At 37.4% G+C, this 24,735-nt stretch carries 12 protein-coding genes and 1 tRNA gene; 11 read left to right on the top strand and 2 right to left on the bottom strand.

From position 1 onward, the window contains the following. The first annotated feature begins 293 nt into the window (after nt 1-293). Nucleotides 294-830, top strand: a complete 537-nt coding sequence (locus tag AsAng_RS18770) for a tetratricopeptide repeat protein (protein WP_264788628.1) — start codon at nt 294-296, stop codon at nt 828-830. Between the two features lie 62 nt (nt 831-892). On the opposite strand, the gene AsAng_RS18765 is transcribed toward AsAng_RS18770, so the two are convergent. Next, a complete protein-coding gene (locus AsAng_RS18765) occupies nt 893-2,605 on the bottom strand; it encodes a glutamine--tRNA ligase/YqeY domain fusion protein (protein ID WP_264788627.1) in 1,713 nt (570 codons plus the stop codon). A gap of 368 nt (nt 2,606-2,973) precedes the next feature. On the opposite strand from AsAng_RS18765, the gene gltX reads away from it, so the two are divergent. The 7 genes from gltX (at nt 2,974) to ftsY (ending at nt 8,060) form a co-directional block, all read left to right on the top strand. Further along, a complete protein-coding gene (gltX, locus tag AsAng_RS18760; protein ID WP_264788626.1) occupies nt 2,974-4,746 on the top strand; it encodes a glutamate--tRNA ligase in 1,773 nt (590 codons plus the stop codon). A gap of 596 nt (nt 4,747-5,342) precedes the next feature. Continuing rightward, the gene (locus tag AsAng_RS18755) at nt 5,343-5,765 is read left to right on the top strand and encodes a TraR/DksA family transcriptional regulator (RefSeq protein WP_264788625.1); all 423 of its coding nucleotides are present in this window, start codon (nt 5,343-5,345) and stop codon (nt 5,763-5,765) included. Between the two features lie 263 nt (nt 5,766-6,028). Continuing rightward, nucleotides 6,029-6,105, top strand: a tRNA-Arg gene (locus tag AsAng_RS18750). Between the two features lie 74 nt (nt 6,106-6,179). After that, on the top strand, nt 6,180-6,581 hold the full coding sequence (gene rpmB / locus AsAng_RS18745; RefSeq protein WP_264788624.1) for a 50S ribosomal protein L28: 402 nt from the start codon (nt 6,180-6,182) through the stop codon (nt 6,579-6,581). Between the two features lie 35 nt (nt 6,582-6,616). Further along, nucleotides 6,617-6,805 (top strand): 50S ribosomal protein L33, encoded by a 189-nt coding sequence (gene rpmG / locus AsAng_RS18740; RefSeq protein WP_052597602.1) that lies wholly within the window; start codon nt 6,617-6,619, stop codon nt 6,803-6,805. Nucleotides 6,806-6,807: 2 nt separating this feature from the next. Next, entirely contained in the window at nt 6,808-6,984 is a 177-nt protein-coding gene (locus AsAng_RS18735) for a DUF4295 family protein (protein WP_264788623.1), read from the top strand. Between the two features lie 95 nt (nt 6,985-7,079). Continuing rightward, nucleotides 7,080-8,060 (top strand): signal recognition particle-docking protein FtsY, encoded by a 981-nt coding sequence (gene ftsY, locus AsAng_RS18730; RefSeq protein ID WP_264788622.1) that lies wholly within the window; start codon nt 7,080-7,082, stop codon nt 8,058-8,060. A gap of 222 nt (nt 8,061-8,282) precedes the next feature. Here the strand turns inward: ftsY and AsAng_RS18725 are convergent, their stop codons facing one another. After that, complete coding sequence (locus AsAng_RS18725; protein ID WP_264788621.1) at nt 8,283-8,861, bottom strand: thymidine kinase; 579 nt, start codon at nt 8,859-8,861, stop codon at nt 8,283-8,285. Nucleotides 8,862-9,394: 533 nt separating this feature from the next. Between AsAng_RS18725 and AsAng_RS18720 the strand changes: the two genes are divergently transcribed. The 3 genes from AsAng_RS18720 (at nt 9,395) to AsAng_RS18710 (ending at nt 24,698) form a co-directional block, all read left to right on the top strand. Beyond that, nucleotides 9,395-12,697 (top strand): CHAT domain-containing protein, encoded by a 3,303-nt coding sequence (locus AsAng_RS18720; RefSeq protein WP_264788620.1) that lies wholly within the window; start codon nt 9,395-9,397, stop codon nt 12,695-12,697. Nucleotides 12,698-12,711: 14 nt separating this feature from the next. Next, a complete protein-coding gene (locus AsAng_RS18715; RefSeq protein WP_264788619.1) occupies nt 12,712-13,746 on the top strand; it encodes an OmpA family protein in 1,035 nt (344 codons plus the stop codon). Between the two features lie 191 nt (nt 13,747-13,937). Further along, the gene (locus tag AsAng_RS18710) at nt 13,938-24,698 is read left to right on the top strand and encodes a gliding motility-associated C-terminal domain-containing protein (protein WP_264788618.1); all 10,761 of its coding nucleotides are present in this window, start codon (nt 13,938-13,940) and stop codon (nt 24,696-24,698) included. Nucleotides 24,699-24,735 lie beyond the last annotated feature (37 nt).

Here is a 24,735-nt window from a genome sequence, read left to right as displayed (position 1 = left end):
GGTTCGCAAAGGTGTAGATATGAGTCTTATATCTAAATGGTTTTAGTAAAAAACTAAATTACATAAAAAAAATTAATTGTGTATTAAATTTTAGAGCGCTTGATAGGTTCCCTGACTATATGACTATTTTATTTATAATGGATAAGATAGCATAAGACCAAGGATTGATAAGCAGAAGCAGTAGATTTAATCCTTAAAAAGTATCTAATTATTGGCAACTAATTTGTCTTTTAACTCGTTTATTAGCAATTTTAAGGACTAGTTTTCCACTATTGCTTTATTCTATCAAAAATATGACCAAAACAACAATTTTTATTATTACAATTTTTATTGTTCTGCTAATTAGTTCTGGGTATGCTTATTGGAAGTCTACTGCTGCAATTAATAAGGTTCATATCTATATGAATAAAGTTGACCTATCTTTATATGCCCATAGAGGAGTTGTGGTGTTGGAACCGTCAAATAAGACGGCAATAACAGGAGGAGCGATTGCTCGTATAGATAAACGATTTAGAGAAGGAAAAAGGTTGGTCGCTTTAGCGCATTATCAAAATTTATTGCAAGAAGATCCCAATAATATGGAATTATTGTTGAGAATTGGTCTTATCTATTTGCAGGAAAAAGAATATAGCTTGGCACAGGAAAATTTAGATTTAGTTTATGGCTTCAAAGAATCTGTTTTTGCTTTGGATGCTGCTTGGTTTTTAGCGTTGCTGAATGCAGAATATGGCAATTGGAATCGTACCAAACAATTGTTAAAAGAAGTCATTGATGAGCGAGGAAATTATCATTTGTCAGCCCAAGACTTATGGACAGATTTAGAGGCATAAAAAAACGAATTATGCGTTAAGACAACACATAATTCGTTTAAGAAAAACGATTGATTTAGCGGCTATTTATTTTGTTTCGCCCAAGAATCTTTTAAGGTAACAGTTCTGTTAAAAATTAACTGATCTGCTGTTGAATCTTTATCCACGCAAAAATACCCCAAACGCATGAATTGAAATTTATCCAGTACTTGTGCTGTTGCCAAACTAGGCTCAACATAAGCCGTAATTGTTTTTAGAGAGTTGGGATTCAAAAACTGTTTAAAATCTACGCTACGTTCCACTTCTTTTCCATTGGCATCAGTAACGGTTTCTTTGTGCCCAGTAGGTTTGGGATCACTAAATAAACGATCGTACAAATGCACTTGTGCGGGTACAGCTTGCTCAATAGATACCCAATGCAACACGCCTTTTGCCTTAATACCACTGGTATCTTGTCCTGAACGACTGTTTTCATAATACGCACAATGCACTTCTATTACGGCTCCGTTTTCATCGGTTTTGTAATCGGTACAATGAAGAATATAAGCCCCTTTTAGACGAACATCTCGACCTGGAGCTAAGCGGCGCCATTTTTTATTGGCTTCGATGGCAAAATCTTCTTTCTCAATATAAATCTCTCTAGAAAAAGGAACTTGACGACTCCCCATACTTTCATCCTTTTGATGGTAGGCAATGGTCAAATCTTCTATCTGCCCTTCAGGATAGTTGGTAATGACAACTTTTAGAGGATCTAAAACGCTCATAACACGAGGAGCAATTTGATTAAGATCGTCTCGAACGCTTCCTTCTAAAGAAGACAAGGCAATAAATTGATCTCTTTTAGAAACCCCTGCACGATGAATAAAATCACGGATAGCAGCAGGGGTATATCCTCTACGACGCATTCCAGAAAGTGTTGGCATACGAGGATCATCCCAGTCTTTTACATGACCTTCTTCTATCAATTCTTTCAACTTTCGTTTACTCGTAACGGTATAATCAAGGTTGAGGCGTGAGAACTCAATTTGTTGTGAACGATAAATTTCTAATTTTTCTTGACACCAATCGTATAACGGACGATGATTTTCAAATTCTAAAGAACACAAAGAATGAGTAATGCCTTCAATAGAATCGGATTGCCCATGAGCCCAATCATACATCGGGTAAATGCACCATTTATCCCCTGTACGGTGGTGAGGAGCGTTGATGATACGATAAATAATAGGATCACGCATGTGACGATTATCTGCCTTCATGTCTACTTTTAGACGCAAGACACAAACCCCATTTTCATAGGCTCCATTTTTCATCTTTTCAAACTCTGCTAGATTCGTTTCAACAGTTGTGTTGCGGTATTTACTCTCCTGACCTTTTCGTTTTTCGTCGTCCATCGTTTCCGAGCTAGAGAAATCAACATAAGCCAAGCCTTCTTGGATCAATTTAACCGCATATTCATATAAGGTGTCAAAATAATCAGAAGTAAAAAACAGACGATCTTCCCAGTCAAAGCCTAACCACTTGATGTCCTTTTGGATGGCATTGACAAAATCTGTTTTTTCGGTAAGTGGGTTGGTGTCATCAAAGCGCAAATTCGTTTTTCCATTGTACTTATCTGCAATACCAAAATTTACACAGATTGCTTTGGCATGTCCAATGTGTAAATAGCCATTGGGTTCAGGAGGAAAACGAGTAAGGACTCGATTATCAAATTTACCAGTTGTATTGTGTTCTTCTATAATGCGCTCAATGAAATTTAGCGATTCTGTTTTGGGCGCGTTGTTATTTTCGTGACTCATTTGTAAGTAGTCGATTAGATTTTTTTACTAAAAACCCAAAGTTAGAATTTTTTTATTAGACTTGTCTATTAAAACTCTTCAATTCTTAAATGGGATAATTCGTAATCTTGATAAGATTTAAGGATAAAAGCTATAGCAATGCTAAATTGCTAAATTTAGTTCCCAATTGTTTTGCCTTTATAAAAAAAAGAACATTCTGTACAACAAAAAACATCGGTAAAACTAAACTACTTAGTCACTTGTTATATGTACCTAACTTTTTTGTATATTTGCTCTACTTTGGGGAGTAGCGATTGTTGCTAAAAGAACAAAAAATTGCCCTGAAGTATTGAAGAATAACAATTCATAACCAACAAAATAAATTTAAGATGCGTGTTCGTTTTGCACCGAGTCCAACTGGAGCCTTACATATAGGAGGCGTTCGTACAGCTTTGTACAACTATTTATTGGCCAAAAAACATGGGGGAACCTTTATACTTCGTATTGAAGATACCGACCAAACTCGATATGTAGAGGGGGCAGAACAATACATTATAGATGCCTTAGAATGGTTAGGGTTAGAATTTGATGAAAGCCCATCAAAAGGAGGAGCTTATGGTCCTTATCGCCAATCAGAACGCAAAGCAACAGGAATTTACGAGAAGTTTGCGAACCAATTGATTGAGAATGGACACGGTTATTATGCTTATGATACCGAAGAGGAACTAACAGAAGCTAGAGAAAAAGCAGAAGCCCAAGGAACAAAATTTAAATATGATGCGGTTACTCGTATGCAAATGAAAAATTCATTGAGTTTGTCAGCCGAGGAATGCAAAGCCTTGGAGGCAGAAGGGGCACCCAAAATAGTACGAGTGATGATCCCTGCGGAGGGAAATGTTACTTTTGAAGATATGGTTCGTGGCGTGGTTACTTTTAACTGTGCTGAAATGGATGATAAGGTAATGCTCAAGAATGATGGAATGCCGACTTATCATTTGGCAAATATCGTAGACGATTATCACATGAAAATTACACATGTTATTCGTGGTGAAGAATGGTTGCCTTCTACTCCTTTGCATGTTTTGTTGTATCAATTTTTGGGTTGGGCAGATGCCATGCCTATTTTTGCACATTTACCGTTGATTTTGAAGCCAGAGCCAACCGCTTATCTCAACAAACGATCAATTCAAGCATTTACAGAACGCTTTACCAATGAATTTTTGATTAAGCATACTGCTTATGCTGCTAAAAAGGATCAAGTAGCAAAAACAATTCAGCCTTTGCTCCAAGATTTTAAAAACGTTTCTGAGCGTATTAGAATCAATGAGAAAAAAGATTCTAATCTTCAAAAGGAGATTAAGTTATTTTTGAGAAATAGCATGTATGGCAAATTGAGCAAGCGAGATGGTGATCGTTTAGGCATGCCTGTATTTCCATTGGATTGGAAGGGAGAGACCGAAGCCGATAGCTTTAGAGGGTTTAGAGAATGGGGCTTTTTGTCTGAAGCTGTATTGAATATTTTAGCCTTATTGGGTTGGAACGATGGGACAGAACAAGAAATTTATTCTAAAGAAGAAATGATTAATAGCTTTACCATGGATCGAGTATCTTCTTCGGGCGCTCGATTTAATTTTGAAAAAGCAAAATGGTTTAATAAGCAATATCTAGCCCAAATGGAGAATGCCGATTTAGTGGTCTTGGTTAGACCTACTTTAGATGCTCATAAGGTTGTTGTTGAGGAAAAGAAACTAGAACGTATTGCCGAATTGCTCAAAATGCGTATCAATTATACCACGGATTTTTATGCACAGGGAAGTTACTTTTTTAACGATTTAGATTTGGAAGCAGTTGCAGAAAGGCATCAAAAGAACTTTCAGAAAAAAATATTAAATAAGTGGGGAGATGAACAAAAAGCATTTATGAATCGCTTGATCGAAATTATTTCATCCGCAGATCATCTTGTCTCTATTTATATTGAGGCTATTCTTGAACCTACCATTGCAGATAGAAAAGGGGAGATCTTACCGATATTAAGATTGGGACTTTCTGGTGAAATGGGTGGACCTAGTATTTATGAAATTATGGAGGTTTTGGGGAAAAATGAAACGATAAAACGTTTGTTGGCATTCATTGATTTTTGTGAAAAAAAGTTGGTGAAATAAATTGCGAATACATTTTATTAACCTGTTAATGAGGTTGATATTGTAAGGGTAGAGGTTAGATTTGGGACTCTGTGTGGAGGGCTAAATCTAACCTCTTTTTTTTATAGGAGAAGCGTTAATTTGGATTTTATAACGAGTGTGAGTTGTAATTTTTATACCCAAAATAAGGAATTAATGCAGGTCTATTTTATGGAGAAAAAACAGTTGTATAGAAGCCTTGATTTTTAATCAAATCGAATTATTTGTTGGTTTTGACAAAAAAACAATTAATGTTAAATTAACAAAAAAAATAGATACATAACTAGCAATTAATCATTGAAAAAAAATATTTATTAAGGGTTTAAGTCTTTGATTGATAGTTCATTTGCTTGTTTTTGTTTTTGTTGCAACAAAATGCTGTGAAATTTATGGGAAGACAAATGCAGTGTTGGGTAAAGAAAAAATAATGAAATTAATTTCTACTTTTTGAAACTTTGCGGTATAATTGTCCGTTTCTTGTGCATTACATTATAAGTAGAATTAAAACGTTTTGTTTCTTAATTAAAAATAAGAAATCCCTAAAACAAGATATTTATAGAACTTAAATTTAGACATCTATGAGTGAAGACAATAAAAAGAAAACTAGATATAGTGATGAGGACTTAGCAGAATTTGAAGTTATGATCAACGAAAAGTTGCACGATGCTAAACTTCAATTGGAAGATTTGAAGGATCAATTGAGAGAGCTAAATAATAGTGGAGATGAAAATCGTGCAGGAACGTTTGACGATGGAGCCTCAAATTGGCAGAGAGAACATTTGAGCAAATTGGCAGCTCGTCAACAAAAATTTATTCGCAATCTAGAATATGCACTAATTCGTATCAAAAATAAAACCTATGGTATTTGTTCGGCAACGGGTGTGCTAATTAGTAAAGAACGATTGACCTTAGTGCCACATGCTACCAAAACAGTAGCGGGTAAACATTCTACCCAAGGGAAGGCCAAAAGACAAGAAAAGCCCAAATTCTTTAAAGAGTAAAAGCTACCTAAAATAAAAAAAGAAGATTGTTTTAAATTATTTTTAAAATAACTTTTTTGAGCTATATTGTTGATTATTAGTGTTGATTTGAAGGGGAGAAGTTTTGAGGGGTTATTTTTTTTAGAAAAAAAGTCTTTTTTTTTGTTGAAAAGTTTGCAAGTTTAAAATCTGTTCGTATATTTGCAACCGCTTAAGGAGCTAAGTAATACAGACAAAACGAAAGAAGTTTTTAAAATCTTAGTCAACCTAATAGCAATAAGCACGGCTTCATAGCTCAATTGGATAGAGCACCTGACTACGGATCAGGAGGTTGGGGGTTCGACTCCCTCTGAAGTCACCAAAGAATAGGAGATAATAATAAAACAATCAGTCCCGTCCATTTAGTGGCGGGACGTTTTAAATTAGAAGAAAGTCATGTCTAAAATATGCCAATTAACTGGAACAAAACCTTTAGTAGGTAATAATGTTTCTCACTCAAAGCGTAGAACAAAAAGACGCTTTAATCCGAACTTGCAAACTAAACGCATCTATGTTAAAGAGATCAACTCTTGGATTAAAGTAAAATTGACCACTAGAGCGCTACGCAATATGGAGAAAATTGGTACATTTAAGTATCTAAAACAACAATTGGCTGCTGGATTTGATCCTAAGGTTTGGGTAGAAAATGATAAAACTACTGAAGCTGCTAAAAAAGCAAAGCGTGGTTATAGGAGAGTAGAGCATGTTGATGCAAATGGACATAAATCTTATTCTATTACTTATGAGCCAGAAGGGCAAAATAATAGAAAAGTAAAACTTTCTAGCATTATCAAATAAGCAATTCTCGAAAAAGATTAAAATCATTATAAGTTATGGCTAAGAAGAGCAAAGGGAATCGTGTACAGGTTATCTTAGAATGTACAGAGCATAAATCTACTGGTATGCCAGGTACTTCTCGTTATATTACGATGAAAAATCGTAAAAATACACCTGACCGTATGGAATTGAAAAAATTCAATCCTATCCTAAAAAAATATACTATACATAAAGAAATTAAATAATTATGGCTAAGAAGGTATCAAAGAACGCAAGGGTCGCACAACGTGCGGCAAATGCAGGCTCGGGAAAAGATCACGTTAAGTGTGTTAAATCTACTAAAGATCCTATTACTGGAAAGATTTCTTATAAAGAAGTAATCATTCATAAAGATCAAGTAAAAGAATTCTTTGCAGCTAAATAATTTAGCTTGTAAATTTTAAAGATATTATACAATAGGCTTCTCCGTACTTGGAGAAGCTTTTTGTGCTTACACCTATTTATAATTAGAAACACGCTATGGGATTTTTCAAAAAACTCTTTGGAAAAAAAGAGGAAGAAAAGGAACAACTTAAAGAAGATCTTGATAATGGTTTAGAGAAGTCAAGAAAAGGTTTTTTTGGTAAATTAGCCACAACTTTTGCTGGGCGTACCACCATTGACGAAGAGGTTTTAGATGATCTGGAGGATATTTTAATCGCTTCAGATGTAGGGGTCGAAACAACCATCAAGATTATTCAACGAATAGAGGCTAGGGTTGCTCGTGATAAATATGTTACCACTAAAGAACTCAATGAAATATTGAGGGATGAAATTGTGCAATTATTGGCACTTAATAATTCGGATGATAAGGTTACCTACGAGTTGCCAGAGGGCAAAAAACCTTATGTTATTATGGTTATTGGTGTAAATGGTGTAGGAAAAACAACTTCTATTGGCAAATTAGCCAATAAATACAAAGAAGCTGGCAAAAAGGTTTTGTTGGGGGCTGGCGATACTTTCCGTGCTGCTGCTGTTGACCAATTGGAGATCTGGGCAAATCGTGTTGGTTGTGATTTTTATAGCAAAGGAATGCATGCCGATCCTGCTGCTGTTGCTTATGAGACGGTTCGTTATGCCAATGAAAATGATCACGATGTTGTTTTTATTGATACCGCAGGGCGATTGCACAACAAAAAGGGCTTAATGAAGGAGCTCGAAAAAATTAATAAATCTATTGGGAAACAAATCCCTGGTGCTCCTCATGAGGTAATGTTGGTCTTGGATGGTTCTACTGGACAAAATGCGTATGAGCAAGCCAAACATTTTGCTTCTGTAACCAACGATGGTATTACATCTTTGACCGTAACCAAATTAGATGGAACGGCAAAAGGAGGGGTTGTTATTGGAATTAGCGATCAATTTAATATACCTATTAAGTATATTGGGGTAGGAGAGGGAATGCAACATCTACAAGAATTTGATAAGCGTGAATTTGTCGATTCTTTTTTCAAAAACTAGGAGATAGCATTTTTAAATTAAATAGAACTTAATTCGCAGGGTATTAGACCATTGTCTTTTTTTTCTTAAAAAAAGTCATTCTTGGGTAAACAGATCCAAGAATGACTTTTGTATTTGATAAGCAGTTGTTTAGCTGTTTTATTAGAGCTTCTAAAAAAAAAATTAAAAACGCTAGCGGAGAATTAGTATCATTTTAAACAACTTCTTTTGCAAATCTTCGTACTATAAAACGTTAGTAATTTTGTCATTTGTCTTATTGCACATTCCCTTTAAATAGCGTTCTCTAGAAACTGCTTGGTATTTGTCTGTACTACCAATAACTTCTTGTTCTTTTTCATTAGACAAACGCATTGTAAACGATGCATCCTTGCCTGTTTCTTTACAAACAGCAGTGACATAGCTAATATCGTCAGAAAGCGGTATTAGTAAACTAATTTGCTCAAAAGGTTTTCGGCGATAGTCCCCATTTAAACCACAAACTTCAACTATTTTACCATTGTTGGCCCATTGATCACAATAAAGGTGTGCATCGGCATAAAATTGAATTTCATCAATACAAATAACATCATAATCTTGAATAAAGTTATGAACTTCTTCCAATTTATGACATGAAGTTGCTTTGTAGCTAATTTGATCGTGTGTTACAAGCATTTCTTCAGAACCGCTATAACGAGTATCGTTGGCATATTTGATTAATAGGCATTTTTTACCTGCAATTTGATAACGTCTATATCTTGTTAATAAAATAGTACTTTTGCCCGAAAACATGGGACCTAAAATTAAGCTTAATTTACCAGCCATAAGAAAAAAGTTACGATATATTTAGATTATAAATTTATGTAAATAATATTGTGAAAATCTCTAGAAAAGAAGTTCTAATTTGTCCGTTTAATTTTTTCGTAGCATATTTGCATCAATACATTTAGAATGTGCTAATGCTATAAAAACTAGTAAATTAGGACATATATTAATTGTTTATACTAAAACTTAATATAGGTAATTAGTATTTGCCATTCTAAAAGCTATTTGGGGTATCATAAAATAAAAATAAGTAATTGTAAGTTAGTATTTTATGGAGTGTTTTTATAGTAAGATATAGTTGGAATAAAAAACATACGGATATAATATTGTATTGCTCCATCAAATATCTTTATTAAGACGATCATTTCTCCATAATTCTATTGATTGGGTTGTGTTATTGTTGGGTAGGCAATGGTACTTTTTTTGAAGAAAAAAAACAAGCAATCTGTAGATTTTATTGAAATAAAACGTAACTTTTATAGTATTCCAAGCCCAAATTTCCAATGAAAAATATCTCCTTGTAATCGTAATATATGATGAAAATATACATTAAATTTATTATCTTTTTATTTCTTTTTCAAACGAATAATTTGCTTGCTCAATTGCCTTCTACAGGTAAGAGTAAGGGGGCTTATACCATATTTAGAAATGGTGAAAAAAAGTTTTATAAAGGAAACCTCAAAGGCGGTGAAGCAACCTTTGAGCGTTCAGCCAATCGTTATGAAAACAATGGAGACATTAATGGTTATATTGCAGCAAAAGCGATGGAAGCGATTGTATTGCTCAATAAAAAGCAACCCAAAAAAGCTTTTTTAGCCTTTAAGAGAGCAGAGGAGTTGTACAATGCACAAACAAAGCATAATGAGGCTACACGTGCTTATTTGAGGTTGTGTTTGGGGAAATATCATTTGTATTATGACGAACAAAAAGAAGCTACTGTTTTTTTGGAAGAAGCAGGAGCGGTAGCACTTAAAAATCCTGAATATGTATCTCCTATTTTTAATATTGAATTGCAACAGACGCTTGGGGATTTATATTTGAGAAGGGGAGATAAAGAAGCCGCTCTAAATGTTTTTGAGGAATTGCTGAAAAATGCCAATAAACTACCTGCGGAGGATCAAAACCAAGATTTACTAAATAAATACCAGATAGAAGCAGGACGTTTGTATGACGATATTTTACCGCCAGCAGATGCAGCTACTCGATATGGCAATTTGTTGAATACGGCAGATTCTAGCCAACGAGGAACACTTAACTTTAAAACAGGTCGTTCTTTGTATCAGTATACGGAGTATGAAACGGCTTATAAGCACCTTAATGATGCCCTTACGTATGATTTGAGCCCCAAGGAACGGGCAGAAACCAAAGCAATGTTGGCCATTATAGCCATGAGTATCAAGGATTATCAAGATGCTTTGGAACAAAATGGAGAAGCTTTGTCTATTCAATTGGGTATCGGGGGTTCTGCAAGAGATATTTATAATGGTTTACTCCAGCAAGGGAAGATTTGTAAAGAGTTGGAAATTACGGGCAAGTCCTTGTATTGGTACAAAAAAACAGTCAAAAACATTACCCCAAGTTGGTCATTAGATCAAGAGCTGGTGCATTATGATTTAGAAAAAATTGAACATTTAGGGAATCCTGCTTTGAGTGAGAATTTTAACATTGCTTTATTGAATTATGAGCGGGCAGAACGTTTAATTAGCCGATTGCCTAGCAAAGAACGAGATGTTGCTAAAATTGAAATTTATATGGCTAAAGGAGCGCTATATTTTTCAGCTCGTAATTATGATAAATCTAAAGTTTATTATGCCAGCGCTTTAGAACTTATGGCGGTTACTTATCCTGAAAAACACGCCTTAGTTGCCGAGGCAACTCGATTTATGAGTGAAATAGCGATTCAACAATTCAATTATAACGAGGCTTTGGAATTTATCAATCGTTCTATTAATGCCGCAACACTAGAAAATGCGAGGGTAATTAGTGGTGTAGATTTACCAATTCCACAAGAAGCAAATTATCCCTATGAATTGTTATATGCTACCATTACCAAAGCTACTGTGGTCTATCATTTATATATCCAGAAGGGAAGCCCAACGAGAAAGCAACTGCTACATGCACTCAGTATTTCAGATTTGGCAATGGAAATGTTGGTAAAACTGAGAGCGACTTATCGTACAGAGGGAGCTAGGTATAAACTATCCGAATTGTCACAAGCAATTAGCCACCAAGCAATACAAACGACCAGCCGTTTGTATACACAAACAAAAGAACAATCTTATCTTTATCGTTTATTCAATTATATTGAGAATTCCAAAAGCTCGCTACTGCTTCAGGCGGTACAACAATTGAGAGCTCAAAAAGTATCAAGGGTTCCTGATTGGGTTGTAGAAAAAGAAAATAAGCTAAAAACAGAAATTGCCTATCTGAGTGGAGAGATTTATTATGAGGCTAAGAAAGGGAAAGATATGGATAAAAAACGGCTAGAAAAGCTAGAGAAAGAACTTGCAGAAGCAGAAAAAAAGTATCCTGATTATTTAGACTATATTGAAAAAACCTATCCCGAATATTATGACCTAAAATACAAGCAGCGTCCTATTGATTGTCAAGAATTGCAAAAGCGAATGGGGGATAAGGAAATTTTACTGAATTATGTAGTTGTTGATTCTCTTATCCATATTATGTTGGTTGAGCAAGAAAAAATCGTCTATAGAACGATCGCTACACCACAACGTTTAGGGCGTTCTATTACAAAATATATTCGCTCTCTAAAAGGGGAAAATCCTAATGATTTTGTGAAGTATAGCAATATTTGGTATGAGACATTAATAAAACCTATTGAAAAGCATTTGGATGATCGATCTATTGTTGTTATTCCTGATGCAGAACTCAATTACTTGCCCTTTGAGTTGATTCCAACAGCAATTATTTCACAGTCGTTTTCAAGTAGCAAAACAAAAGATTATAGTGTTTATAAAGAAGTGCCTTACTTGATTAGAAAGGCTGCAATTGCCTATAATTATTCTGCTACCTTATATTTGGAAGCGAAGGAACATGATTATTCTAATGTTCCAGATGGATTTATGGGGTTTGCGCCCGATTTTTCGAATGTTAAATCATTTACGTTAACCAATCGACACCAACAAAGTAAATATCAGGACTTATTGCTTTCTCCTTTGGATAATGCTGCCTTAGAAGTGAAAAAAATAGGAAGTTTAACAAAGGGAGCCTCTTATACTGGTTTTGATGCAACAGAAGCGATTTTTAAAGCAGAGGCGAGTAAGTATGGAGTCTTGCATTTTGCTACGCATGGAATCCTCAACCATAAATACCCGCTGTATTCAAGTTTGGTATTATTAGGAGATGATAATGAAGATGGCTTGTTGCATACTTACGAACTTTATAATATGCAGCTTAATGCAGAGTTAGTTGCATTGAGCGCTTGTAATACAGGGGTAGGAACGATACAAAAAGGAGAGGGCGCAATGTCGGTAGCACGTGGCTTTGCCTACGCAGGCTGTCCTAATATAGCAATGACACTCTGGCCTGTATCTGATCAGGCTACACAAATATTAATGGAGAATTTTTATACTTATTTAATGCAGGGAATGCCCAAAGCACAAGCATTACAATATGCTAAATTAAATTTTTTGGACGCTGGCTCAGGCTTAATTTGTGTGCCTTATTTTTGGAGTGGGTTGATTTTGGTTGGAACGCCAGATCAATTGCATAGCTTACAAATTCTCTCTTCGGGGATTGAATGGAAGTATTGGGGATTGATTGCTTTTGTAATAGTAGTGTTAGGGGGGCTATTTTGGCAGAAAAAAAGAAATTAATAAAAATATGATTTATGCAAAATAATATATATTTTTTATTTATATTACTAGTGGCTTGTACTGCAACTGCACAAGAGAATATACCAACTGTTCCTACTGCAATTTATGTAGGTAATGCGGCTTTTCATGCTCCTGTATATGGAGCTAAAATTTCTTTGGTGCTTCAGGAAGATTTTGGCAATAAAAAACGTCCTGTCAGCACTTTTATTGGTGAATTTATATCGGATAGTGCAGGTATGATTACGGTTTCTTTGATCCCCAATAAGAGTTATTTGATACAGACAACCAAAGATGGATATTATACACAATTGTCCAAACTAAAAACTACTAATTTTTCTCGTACTCATCAAAATAAGAAAGGAATTAGCTTACGTCCTAGAAATATTATATCCATTAAAGGTAATATTGCGATACCAAATGGCACTAAAGGACAGGTAACATTAACAAATACAACTACCAATTATACTCGTACAGAACAACTGGATGCTACAGGAAATTATGATATAAAGGCTGTCAAAGATAATGATTATGAACTTCATGTGTTTATTGAAGGAATGATTGATACTGTTGTTAATATAAAACAAGAAGCACTTGCTACCAATTCGGGAAACATTCCATTCGTCTATAATTTTGTCCCTAATGCTCCCAAACCCAATTATCGAGCAGGAGATGTTTTTGCCCTAAAATCTTACAATTTACGGTTTATAGATCGGACACATCGCTTATCAAGTGAAATATGGCTGGATACACTTGTTCGAATCCTAAAAGATAATCCAGAGGTTAAAATGGAACTGCAAATCCATACTGATTCTAGAAAAAGCGACCGATTAAATTTACTACTTTCAAAAAAAAGGGCTGCACTGGTACAGCAAGAATTAATTGAACGAGGTGTTACAGAAGAACAGTTCTTTTTTGAAATGAAAGGAGAAGATGAAATTTTAAATCATTGTGTTGATGGAGTTACTTGTACAAAAAGAGAACACGCTATTAATAATAGAATTGTACTAATTGTAACTAGTGGTGCGTTTTTATTTAAAGAAGATGATTAATAGGAGGTTATAAAATGTTCGTTATGTTCGTTTTTTGGTAAAGAAAAATGTTTACCCACTAGCCTTTAGACACTACCCCACTACCTAGAGTCTCAATATTCAACACCATAGATAAGCAAAATAGCACTTTAATAGAGCACTTAATTGGTCAAAGTATTTCGTAATTATTTGCCCCAAATAGCTTGTAGTATATGAATTCAAAAATTTTACACTTAATTATATTTATTGGCTTTATTGTAGTTTTTTGTCAACAGGCAATACAGGGACAATCTGTGAAAGGAGCAGAGCTTAGTTATCAATATCTTACAACCAATACTTATGAGGTTGTGCTTGATGTCTATGCCGATTGTTCGAAATTACCGCTAGGAGCTAATCAAACGATCAATATAACAGCTCCCAGTTGTGGTATTAGTTCAGGAACCATGTTGGTCAACCTTCAAAGTGGTTTTCCAAGTGATATTTCGCCAATTTGTTTAGATTCTGCCAATACGTGCAATGGAGGAAATTTCTTAGGTATTGAACACTACCAATACAAAGGCCTAGCTACCATCACTAATACCTGTAGTGATGTTGTTTTTTCTTGGGATTACTTTCATCGACAAGCAGGAATTAACACCTTAACGCTTCCCGCTATGCAGGGCATACATATAGAAGCAAGCCTAGATGCTATGATAGGAACCAACAATAGCGCACCTGAATTTTTGTATGAACCGCTATTTTTTACTTGTCTCAATCAGGTAGTAACCTATAATAATAGAGCGATCGATGCAGATGGCGATTCTTTGGTTTATGCCTTGGTCGATTGCCAAAAATCAGTAGGACTTAGTGTTGATTACAGCGGAACTTATTCTGGAGTAAATCCTTTTTCATCCAATCTACCCAACTTATCCATTGATCCCCAAACTGGTGCTATTACATTCAATGCTAATGGTGCTAACAACAATGTGCTTACTTGTGTGCAAGTAGATGAATATAGAGGGGGAGTTAAAATAGGTTCTATTGTGCGTGATGTTCAGCTCAAAATGGGAACCTGTACCAATACACTGCCAACTATTACAGGAATAAATGGATCTACAAAGTATCAAATTAATGCATTGGAAAATAAGCCTTTGAGCTTTTATGTGATTGCCAATGATCTAAACAATAACAATGCAACGATTCTAGATTTGACCTATGAGAATTCTATTGCTGGAGCCACTTTTGCCCAGCAGCCCGATCCTACTATAGGCCCCCATGCAATTCGAGGCGTTTTTAATTGGGTGCCAACTGCTGCGGACTTAGGCGAACATCTTTTTACCTTAGAAATTGAAGATGGGAATTGTCCTCGTTTGGGGAAAGCTGTAACCACTTATACGGTTCGTGTTCTTCCTGCTGCAAGTAGTGGCGTGGTTGATGCAGGACCAGACCTAACGATTTGTTTAGGCGATTCAGCCCAACTGGATGTAACTTCTGGAGCAGTTACTTACCAATGGACACCAGCAATAGGCTTGTCAGATGCTACCCTTAAAAATCCCAAAGCTTCGCCCCCAACAACAACGACTTATCAAGTATTAGCGACCAATTCAGATGGGACTACTTCCACGGATCAAGTTGTTGTTAATGTCCTTGCTTTGCCTATGGCTCTTATTGATACTCAAACCACGACAACACATCTTTGTCATGGGGGGGATATTCATCTTTTTTCTGCTTCGTTAGGACCTATACGCTACCATTGGAATGGTCCCAATGGTTTTCTTTCTAATTTACAAAATCCTAGTATTTATGGAGCAACTTCGATTCATGAAGGATATTATTATTTACAGATAGAAGATACGATTACAGGATGTTATTCTGGATATGATTCTATTTATGTAGATGTTCATGCTATGCCTTCAGCTCCTTTTATTGCTGGTCCAGGTACAACTTGTTCTGGAAATGCTTTTAGGATTGATGAACTATTATGGGTTTCTTGTGATAGCTTCTCTTGGATAGGGCCCATGGGACCTCAACCTGGTACGCCTAGTTTTGTAGAGGTGTACCCAGGAGATGCCAATTATAGAACAGGGATGTGGGTGTTGCAATGTATTGATACGGTAGCAGGTTGTATAACTACCTCAGATCCTGAATTTGTTGTGGTAGACCCTACCCCTCCACCACCTGTACCAACCAGCAATGGGCCTATTTGCATAGGAGATACCCTAAAACTTTCAGCGCCATTAGTGCTTACCGCTAATGCCAATTGGTATTCTAATCCTGGAGGAACCTTTTTTGTGAATTCAGGACCAACAATATCCATCGTAGGAGTAACCACAGACACTACTTTTTATGTACAATATAGAACCCCCAATGGTTGTCGATCTACCATAGAAGCTATTTCTGTACAGGTGCTTCCACCAGCAGCAACTCCTGATATTTCACCTGATTTAACCATTTGTGAAGGAGATGAAATTTATTTGTATACCAACTCAACAAGTGTCGATTCGTTTTTATGGACGCATGCAACACGAGTGTTACCCAATCAACCAGATTTTTCTATTGATCCAAGTATTTTGGCTGATTCAGGAATTTATAATTTAGCAATTGTTGATACCAATGGTTGCCGATCATTGGACACCTCTGTTCACGTTACCATTCATCCTAAACCGATTGCTCCAACGGCAGTCTCTAATAGCCCTATTTGTGAAGGGGAAACCTTGCAATTATTCCATATCGGGGGCTGTGATGAAAGCCATTGGATAGCACCAAATGGAGCAATTATTATACAGACTACAGACACTTTAAGTATTGCTGCTGCTACCTCCAACTATCTTGCTGGAGATTGGATCTTCTTATGTGTGGATACGCTAACAGGTTGTATAGATAGTTCTAATGTTGTGAATGTGCAAATCAATCCAGTGCCTCCAATTGTATCTACCTTTAATAATGGTCCCATTTGTATAGGAGACAGTGTACGAGTAGGAGCAGCGCTATTGGGGGGAGCTAGTTATCAGTGGTATGCAGATTCATTACTAACCATTCCAATTGTTGGAGGAGTAGGACCTAGTGTGATTATTCCTAACATCACCACAGATTCTATTTTTTATGTGGCAACACAGCGAGCCAATTGTTTTTCTGTCGGACAAACATTAGTGGAGGTACACCCACCATCTGCTCAACCCAATATTAGTCCTGATTTTGATGTTTGTGAGGGAGATACCATTTTCTTAGGAACAACCAGCCCAGCAGATGATTATTTTTGGACCGTTCCTAGTGGTGGTATTATTAATGCACAAAATATAGCTGTAATCGCATTAAATACAGGAGCCTATCTTTTATCTATAGTTGACACCAATGGATGCCCTGTTCCAGACACCTCTGTTTTTATTACCGTTCAACCGCAGCCTACGCCACCTACTCTTGTTGGACCTCCAATTTGTGAAGGAGAATCCCTAATGCTAGTTGCTTTGGGGGCTTGTGATAGCATAGAATGGGTGGACCCATTTGGGGCAACTTTTGTAGACATAGATACCATTATTATTCTACCTGGAGATCCCAATTACATAGATGGGGGGATTTGGAGGGCACAGTGTATCAATACAACCACCAATTGCCAATCCTTAGTTTCTCTTAGCCACACTGCAAGAATACGAAGAATTCCTAACCGCCCAACAATTAATAATAATAGCCCTGTATGTATTGGTGAAAGTGTTACATTATCGACTCCAATGATTGGAGGAGCAACTTATAAATGGTATACGGCTGATTCAACGCTTTATATTAATGCTGGTGCTTTGGTTACTATTCCTAATATTACAACAGACAGCCTATTTCTTTTGTCTATTGAAATCAATGGCTGTACCAATTCGGATACGACCCATGTTTTGGTTTATCCTCAGCCTCCAACTCCTGCGCTACCCAATAGCATAGAAGTTTGTGAGTTGGATAGTATACGGTTTATGACAGCTCCTCAGACCGCTTATACATGGACAGGACCTAATGGCTTTTATTCCAACCAACAGAATCCTTTTATTTATCCTGCAACACTTGCAGATAGTGGAAAATATACATTAAGCATCAAAGATGCTAACCTTTGTTCCTCTGAGGATACGGCAGTACAGGTAATCGTACATGCATTACCTTTGGCACCAATTATTACTGCTCAAAGTACTGCTATTTGTGCTGGTGACAGCCTATTTATTTCATCCAATACCACTTGTGGAAAATTAGAGTGGGAAGGACCAACAGGCGTGTTGTTTTTGGCAGGGGATAGTATTGTGATAGACAGCTTGCACCCTGATTATCAAAACGGCAATTGGACGGTTCTGTGTATGGATACCGTTACAGGCTGCGCCAGTAGATCTAATCCACTAACCATAACCATTAAATCTATTCCTGCCTTGCCTATTTTGGCGAACACTAGCCCTATTTGTGAAGGAGGAGATGTCGATTTGAGCATGTCCTTAGTTGCAGGAGCTTCTTATCAGTGGTATGCATTGGACAGCACGCTTATTGATACTGTTCCCACTGTTACGATTGCTGGATTGAATAACGATACGATATTTTATGGAGTAGTTACGGTAAACGGTTGTAGCAATTTTGATACCACCCATGTTAGCGTTATCCCCAAAACCAATCCACCGAATATCATGGCACAAGAGGATACGCTGTGTAGTTCAAGTTTTATCCAATTTGGTATCAATCCGCCCACTAATTTAAGTTTTACTTACAATTGGACGGGACCCAATGGATATGTGGACACAGGTATCGCACCATTTATTTCACCTATAGATACCATTCATACAGGAACTTATTTTCTAAATGCTGTAGATGTTAATGGTTGCGTATCTTTGGATACTTCTATTTTTATATTGGTTCAGTCATTGCCACAAAAACCAGTGATTACAGGAACGAGTGTATTGTGTCAAGGAGACAGCATTCGTTTGGAGGGACCAACATGCGATAGTCTTGTTTGGAACAACCTCGCTTTTTCAGCCCTTGTTTCGGTAGTTGGAAGCCCTTATCTTACAATAGGTCCAGGAATGGTAGGCTATGATACTTTAGAGCATTGGCAGGTAAGGTGTTTTGATCGGACAACAGGTTGTGTTTCTCCTTATTCAGATGCTTTTCAAGTAAGCGTCAATCCATTACCCATAGGCATCACTCCAACGAATAGTGGCCCTGTTTGTTTTAATGGAAGTGCTACGTTATCAATTCCTCAACAAACAAATCCATCTACTTACCTTTGGTCTACGGATTCTTTAATGATAGACACAATAGGCACAGGAACTACTATTGTAGTGGATAATATTATTACTGATTCTACCTTTTATGTACAGGTTACGGATGCCTTGGGGTGCAGTTCTATTGGCTCAACAACCATTTTCTTAAGTACTCCACCAATCGTTCCCAATGCAACAACAGTTGATTCTGTTTTGTGTGAGGGAGGCAGTTTTATGCTGTTAGAATTGGGGTACCCTATGGTTGGATATGATTATTCTTGGACAGGCCCCAATGGCTTTGTTTCTATTGATAAATTTCCAACGATTTCAACTGCTACTGTGAATCAAGCAGGTTTTTATACTGTAGTAGTGATAGATTCGAATGGCTGTGCATCGCCAAGTGACTCTGTTTATGTAAGGGTAAATGCTTTGCCAACTAAGCCAACTATTGTTGGAGGTGGAAATATATGTTATGGCAGTCCTATTGTTTTAACTTCTAGCAGTAATTGTGATAGTATGGCATGGCTTAGTCCTGTTCGTACAATTGCTAATGCAGGAAATCAATTGACGCTAAATACATTGGATAGTGGATACACGAATACCACTTGGACTTTGTTGTGCTACGATACAACCTCTGGATGTTTTGATTCTTCTAATGCCGTTTTTGTCAATTTAGTGCCAGCCCCAAGTTTGCCAATTATTGATAATAACAATCCAATTTGTTATGGGGACAGTGCTGTATTTACTACGTTACCTGTTTTGGGGGCTACGAATATTTGGTATTCTGATGCCTTACTAACGGACTCTATAGGGGCTGGAGATACATTAATTATTCATAATATAACGAGTGATTCCGTTGTTTTTTTACAGCAGACAGTAAATGCTTGTACCGCTCCTATTGCATCTGATACCGCATTGTCTTTGCCTGTTCCCCCCATACCAATTGTAGGGGCAGATATTACTGTTTGTGCAGGCGAACCTATTGCCTTAACAAGTAGTACCCCCGCAGATGCTTATTGGTGGACACATCCTAATGGCTTTAATGCAACGCTTCAAAATCCAATTATTCCAGCGGCAACCTTAGCCGATACAGGAATTTATACACTAACCTTAATTGACACAAATGGCTGTGTTGCTCCTAGTGCTTTTATAAAAGTAAGTGTTAATCTTCCTCCGCCTTTACCAATTATTTTTGCAGATGATACCATCTGCCAAGGCGATACCATGACCTTGGGATGCAGTCCAGGTTCGCCTAACATTATCTCGCAATGGACAACGCCTATTAATACTATTTTAAACGATTCGATCATCCACATCTTAAACAGTAGCATTCATTATAAAGCAGGATTGTGGAGATTGATCTATACCAATACCATAACAGGTTGTGAATCCATAGCCGATACAATTATTACCATAGATACAATACCCAACCCTGGAATCATACTAAATACAGGACCTGTATGTATAGGGGATAGTGTTACCTTGGCTACGACTCAAATTTCGGGAGCTAGGACTTATGTTTGGTATCGAAGCGATACTACAATTATAGGCTATGGACAAACGATTAGCATTCCTAATATTGTTAGCGATACCTTTTTTGGATTGGTCATTCGTACGAATGCAGGATGTGGTTATTTTATGGATACTAATTTTGTATCTGTTCATCCGCCTTTGTCTAGTCCTCCAATTGTTGCCGATACCAATAACTGTGTAGGGGATTTATTATCATTGACTACGAATGCTGCTTCGGGATATACATGGACAGGACCCAATGGCGTTTTCTCTTATCAACAAAACCCAACAATTGGTCCACTTAGTCCAGCCGATTCAGGCTTGTACCAATTGACAATTGAAGGAGTTAACGGTTGTACTTCTCCTAGTACTGTGCTTCACATTGCTGTTCATGCTTCCCCTTTAGCACCAATAGCCACGAGCCTTAGTCCCATTTGTAATGGAGATACCTTATATCTAAACGCTACTACAACAGGAACTTGTGACGCTGCTTATTGGATAGGACCAGGAAATAGTACGATAACTGGAATGAATGCGACGATTCCAGCAGATAGCTTGCATTATCTTAGTGGAAACTGGCAGCTATTCTGTGTGGATACCACAACAACTTGTCAAACAGGATCTAACATTATTACGAGTACCATTCAAACCCTACCAACCATTAATACCATTAATAATGGACCAATATGTATTGGTGACAGTGTTCAATTAACAGCAAGTATTGTTGCAGGAGCCAACTATTTTTGGTACTCAGATTCTTTGTTAACCGATACGATTGGAACAAGCAGAAGCATTTGGGTTGATAGCATTTTAAGCGATAGCACTTTTTATGTAACGGCTGTTGACACCAATGGTTGTTCGTCTACTATCGCTTCAACACAGGTGTTGGTGCATCCAATGGTTATAGCTCCTTTGGTAGGAGCAGATATACAAATTTGCGAAGGCGATGCCATTCGTTTATCGACAGGAACGCTAGCAGCGGGGTATCATTGGACAGGTCCCAATAATTATAGTTCGAATCGGGCGAATCCTACTATCTTTAATGCTACTTCTGTTCATACAGGAACATATAGCTTATCTACTCAGTCGATAAATGGTTGCAATTCTGCTCCTGCTACGCTTCAAGTAACGGTTGATAGTTTGCCCACACCACCTACCATCGGCGGATTTGTTTATTTGTGTGCAGGCGATTCTTTGTTTTTAAATTCAGATAGTACTGCCAGCCATTGTGATTCTATGCAGTGGGTAGGACCTAATGGAGTGGTTGCTGGTGCGAATGTAGCCATCGCTTCTAGCGATTCAAACTATTCAGGTGGTTTGTGGAGATTGCAGTGTATGGATACAACAACAGGTTGTTGGAGCGAATCGAATCCTAGTGTTGTAATAATCTATACCACTCCTGATACACAGGCAACTTTTAATAACGGTCCTGTTTGTATAGGGGGAGATGTGCTTTTGAATACGCCTACCGCAGGAGCATTAGCCAGTTATACTTGGTATGCAGATTCTCTATTGACCAATATTTCAGGAACTGGACAAAATCCAACCATTGGTGGGATTATCAGTGATACAACTTTTTATTTAGTGATTACAAACGGAGGGGGCTGTACCTCAGCTCCCATACCTAGTCCTGTGACCGTATTACCATTGGGTAATGCGCCGATTGTACCAACAGATACCCAATATTGTGAGGGAGACCATATTATTTTAACAACGCCAACCCTTGCTAGTACTTATTATTGGACTAGCAGCAATGGTTTTTCGGACAGCCTCCAATCTTCGACTGTAACAACAAGCGCTACCGTTTTAGATTCAGGAACCTATAGTTTGATGGTTCGGGATACGAATAATTGCTTGTCAGCAACAGCTTCATTCCATCTTAGTATTAACCCTTTGCCTGTAAGCCCAGTGATTGTCAGCAATAGTCCTCTTTGTGATGGAGATACCTTACGATTGAGTTCTAGCGGGCAATGCGGCCAAGCTCAATGGATTGGGCCTTATGGTAATAACCCTGCTACTTTGGGTAGCCCTGGTGGAGTGAATCATTTATGGACAATAGGCAGTACGACCTTCATTCCTCCATCCGATTCAAATTATGGAACCAATAACTGGTACATGATCTGTATAGATACCCTAACAGGCTGTCGGGCAACTTCGAATACAATTGCTGTGACAATTGATGCTGCACCAGCCATTAATGCCATTTCTAATACTGGCCCCATCTGTTTGGGAGATACGGTAGAACTTTCAATTGGAGCCTCTTCAACTTCAGGCACAAGCCCTTTTGTTACTTGGTACACGGATGCTTCAATGAGTAATGCTGTTGCAACAGGTCTAAATCCTATTCTACCTTATATTAGCACTACAACAACTTTTTATGCCCAAGTAATGGATACGGTGACAGGCTGTATAGCCTATGACTCAACGAGGGTGGTTGTCCATCCAGTGCCTTTAACACCAGTGTTGCCTACTAATATTATATTGTGTGAGGGAGATTCATTAGCATTAACGACATCAACGGTTGCAAATGCTTATCATTGGACAGGACCCAATGGTTTTACCTCAAACTTGCAAAACCCTACTGCATTTGCCGCTTCCATTTTAGATTCAGGAACCTATTCTCTATCTATAATAGATAGTAATGCTTGCCAATCGTCCTCTGGAAATGTACAGGTAGTTGTGAATCCAATTCCTAATACACCTATTGTGATTAACAATAGCCCTGCTTGTACAGGAGACAGTATTTTATTGATGGCTTCCGCTATTGTTGGGGCAACGTATGAATGGTTTAAGCTTCCATCCAATACTAGTGTTGGGCAGGGACAAAATTACACCTTGACAAATGTTACCTTAGCTGATACGGGAAGTTATTATGTGATGGCAACCATAAACGGTTGTTCAACTAGTTCGAGTGCTACCGTAGTGACAGTTTATCCTAATAGCACAGCAATAGCAGTAGCAGGACCCGATCAAAGCTTATGCGCTCTAGATTCAACAACACTAACAGCTGTACCGCCTAGTGTTAATGTAATTGGGACGTGGACGACTAATTCGGGAGCCATTCTAGTTAACCCTAATCAAGCCAGTACTTTAGTCGCTAATTTATCAGTAGGAACGCATACCTTTTATTGGACTTTATCAAATGCTACTTGTCCTAGTATTTCTACCGATTCGGTTGTTGTTAGCGTCACGGCTCTAAGTTCAGATATTGCGAATGCAGGAATAGATCAGCATCTTTGTGGAGATTCAATCGCAATGCTTTCGGGGAATACACCTACAAGTAGTACGGGGAGATGGACTCAAACTATAGCGCAAGCCAATTTAGGCGTTACAATTGTAAATGCGAGTAACCCTTCCACCGCTATTAATGGTTTGAATCCTGGGAACCGTTATCAATTTGTCTGGGAATTTGAAAATGGAGATTGTGGTGTCCATTCAACGGATACGGTGGCAATAGCGATTGATATAGCACCAACAATTCCTGCTGTTGCAGGAACCGATATTATAACTTGTCATCAAGATACCATTGTCTTGTCTGCGACCAATCCGAGTGTAGGAACAGGCTTGTGGACAACAACTTCTTCAGCAATTATTATAACACCAAGCCAACACAATACGATTGTTACCAATTTATTGCAAGATACGACTTTGTTGGTGTGGACTTTATCAAATGGGGCTTGTCTAAACTATGCTTCAGACAGTATGCTAATTGTTTTGGGAGGTGCGAATCCAATTGCGAATCCTGATAATTTAGGTAGTCTCACCAGCAATGCTACTGTTGTTGTTAATGTGATCCCTAATGATATCTTGACCAATAATTGGGATATTTATATTCATACTCCTATGAGCAATGGACAGATGATTAATTTAAACAATGGTCAATTTGAATTAAATTTGCAAGGAGTTATGGGAGCACAGCAATTTATTTATGAGCTCTGTAACCCTGCTTGCCCAGCGAATTGTGATACTGCTCTAGTTGTTTTAGAGGTATTGCCAGTTGGAGATTGTGATATACCAAATATTTTTACCCCCAATGGGGATGGCGTAAATGATGTATTTGAAATCCCTTGTTTGGAAGGAAATCAGGCAGCTTGGTTGAATGTATTTAATAGATGGGGTGATTTGGTGTATGAGACCGATAATTACCAGAATCAATGGGATGGAACGCACTTAGGTAAAGCATTGCCTGATGGAACGTATTTTTATATTATAAAAATAGAAAATGGGCGACAACTCCAAGGATCGGTAGAAATTCGACGTTAAAATAAGTCATGGGCTACGATAATAGAATAGAGGAAAA

The organism is Aureispira anguillae, assembly GCF_026000115.1.
Taxonomy (GTDB): domain Bacteria; phylum Bacteroidota; class Bacteroidia; order Chitinophagales; family Saprospiraceae; genus Aureispira; species Aureispira anguillae.
This window is presented reverse-complemented; position numbering and strand designations above follow the sequence as displayed.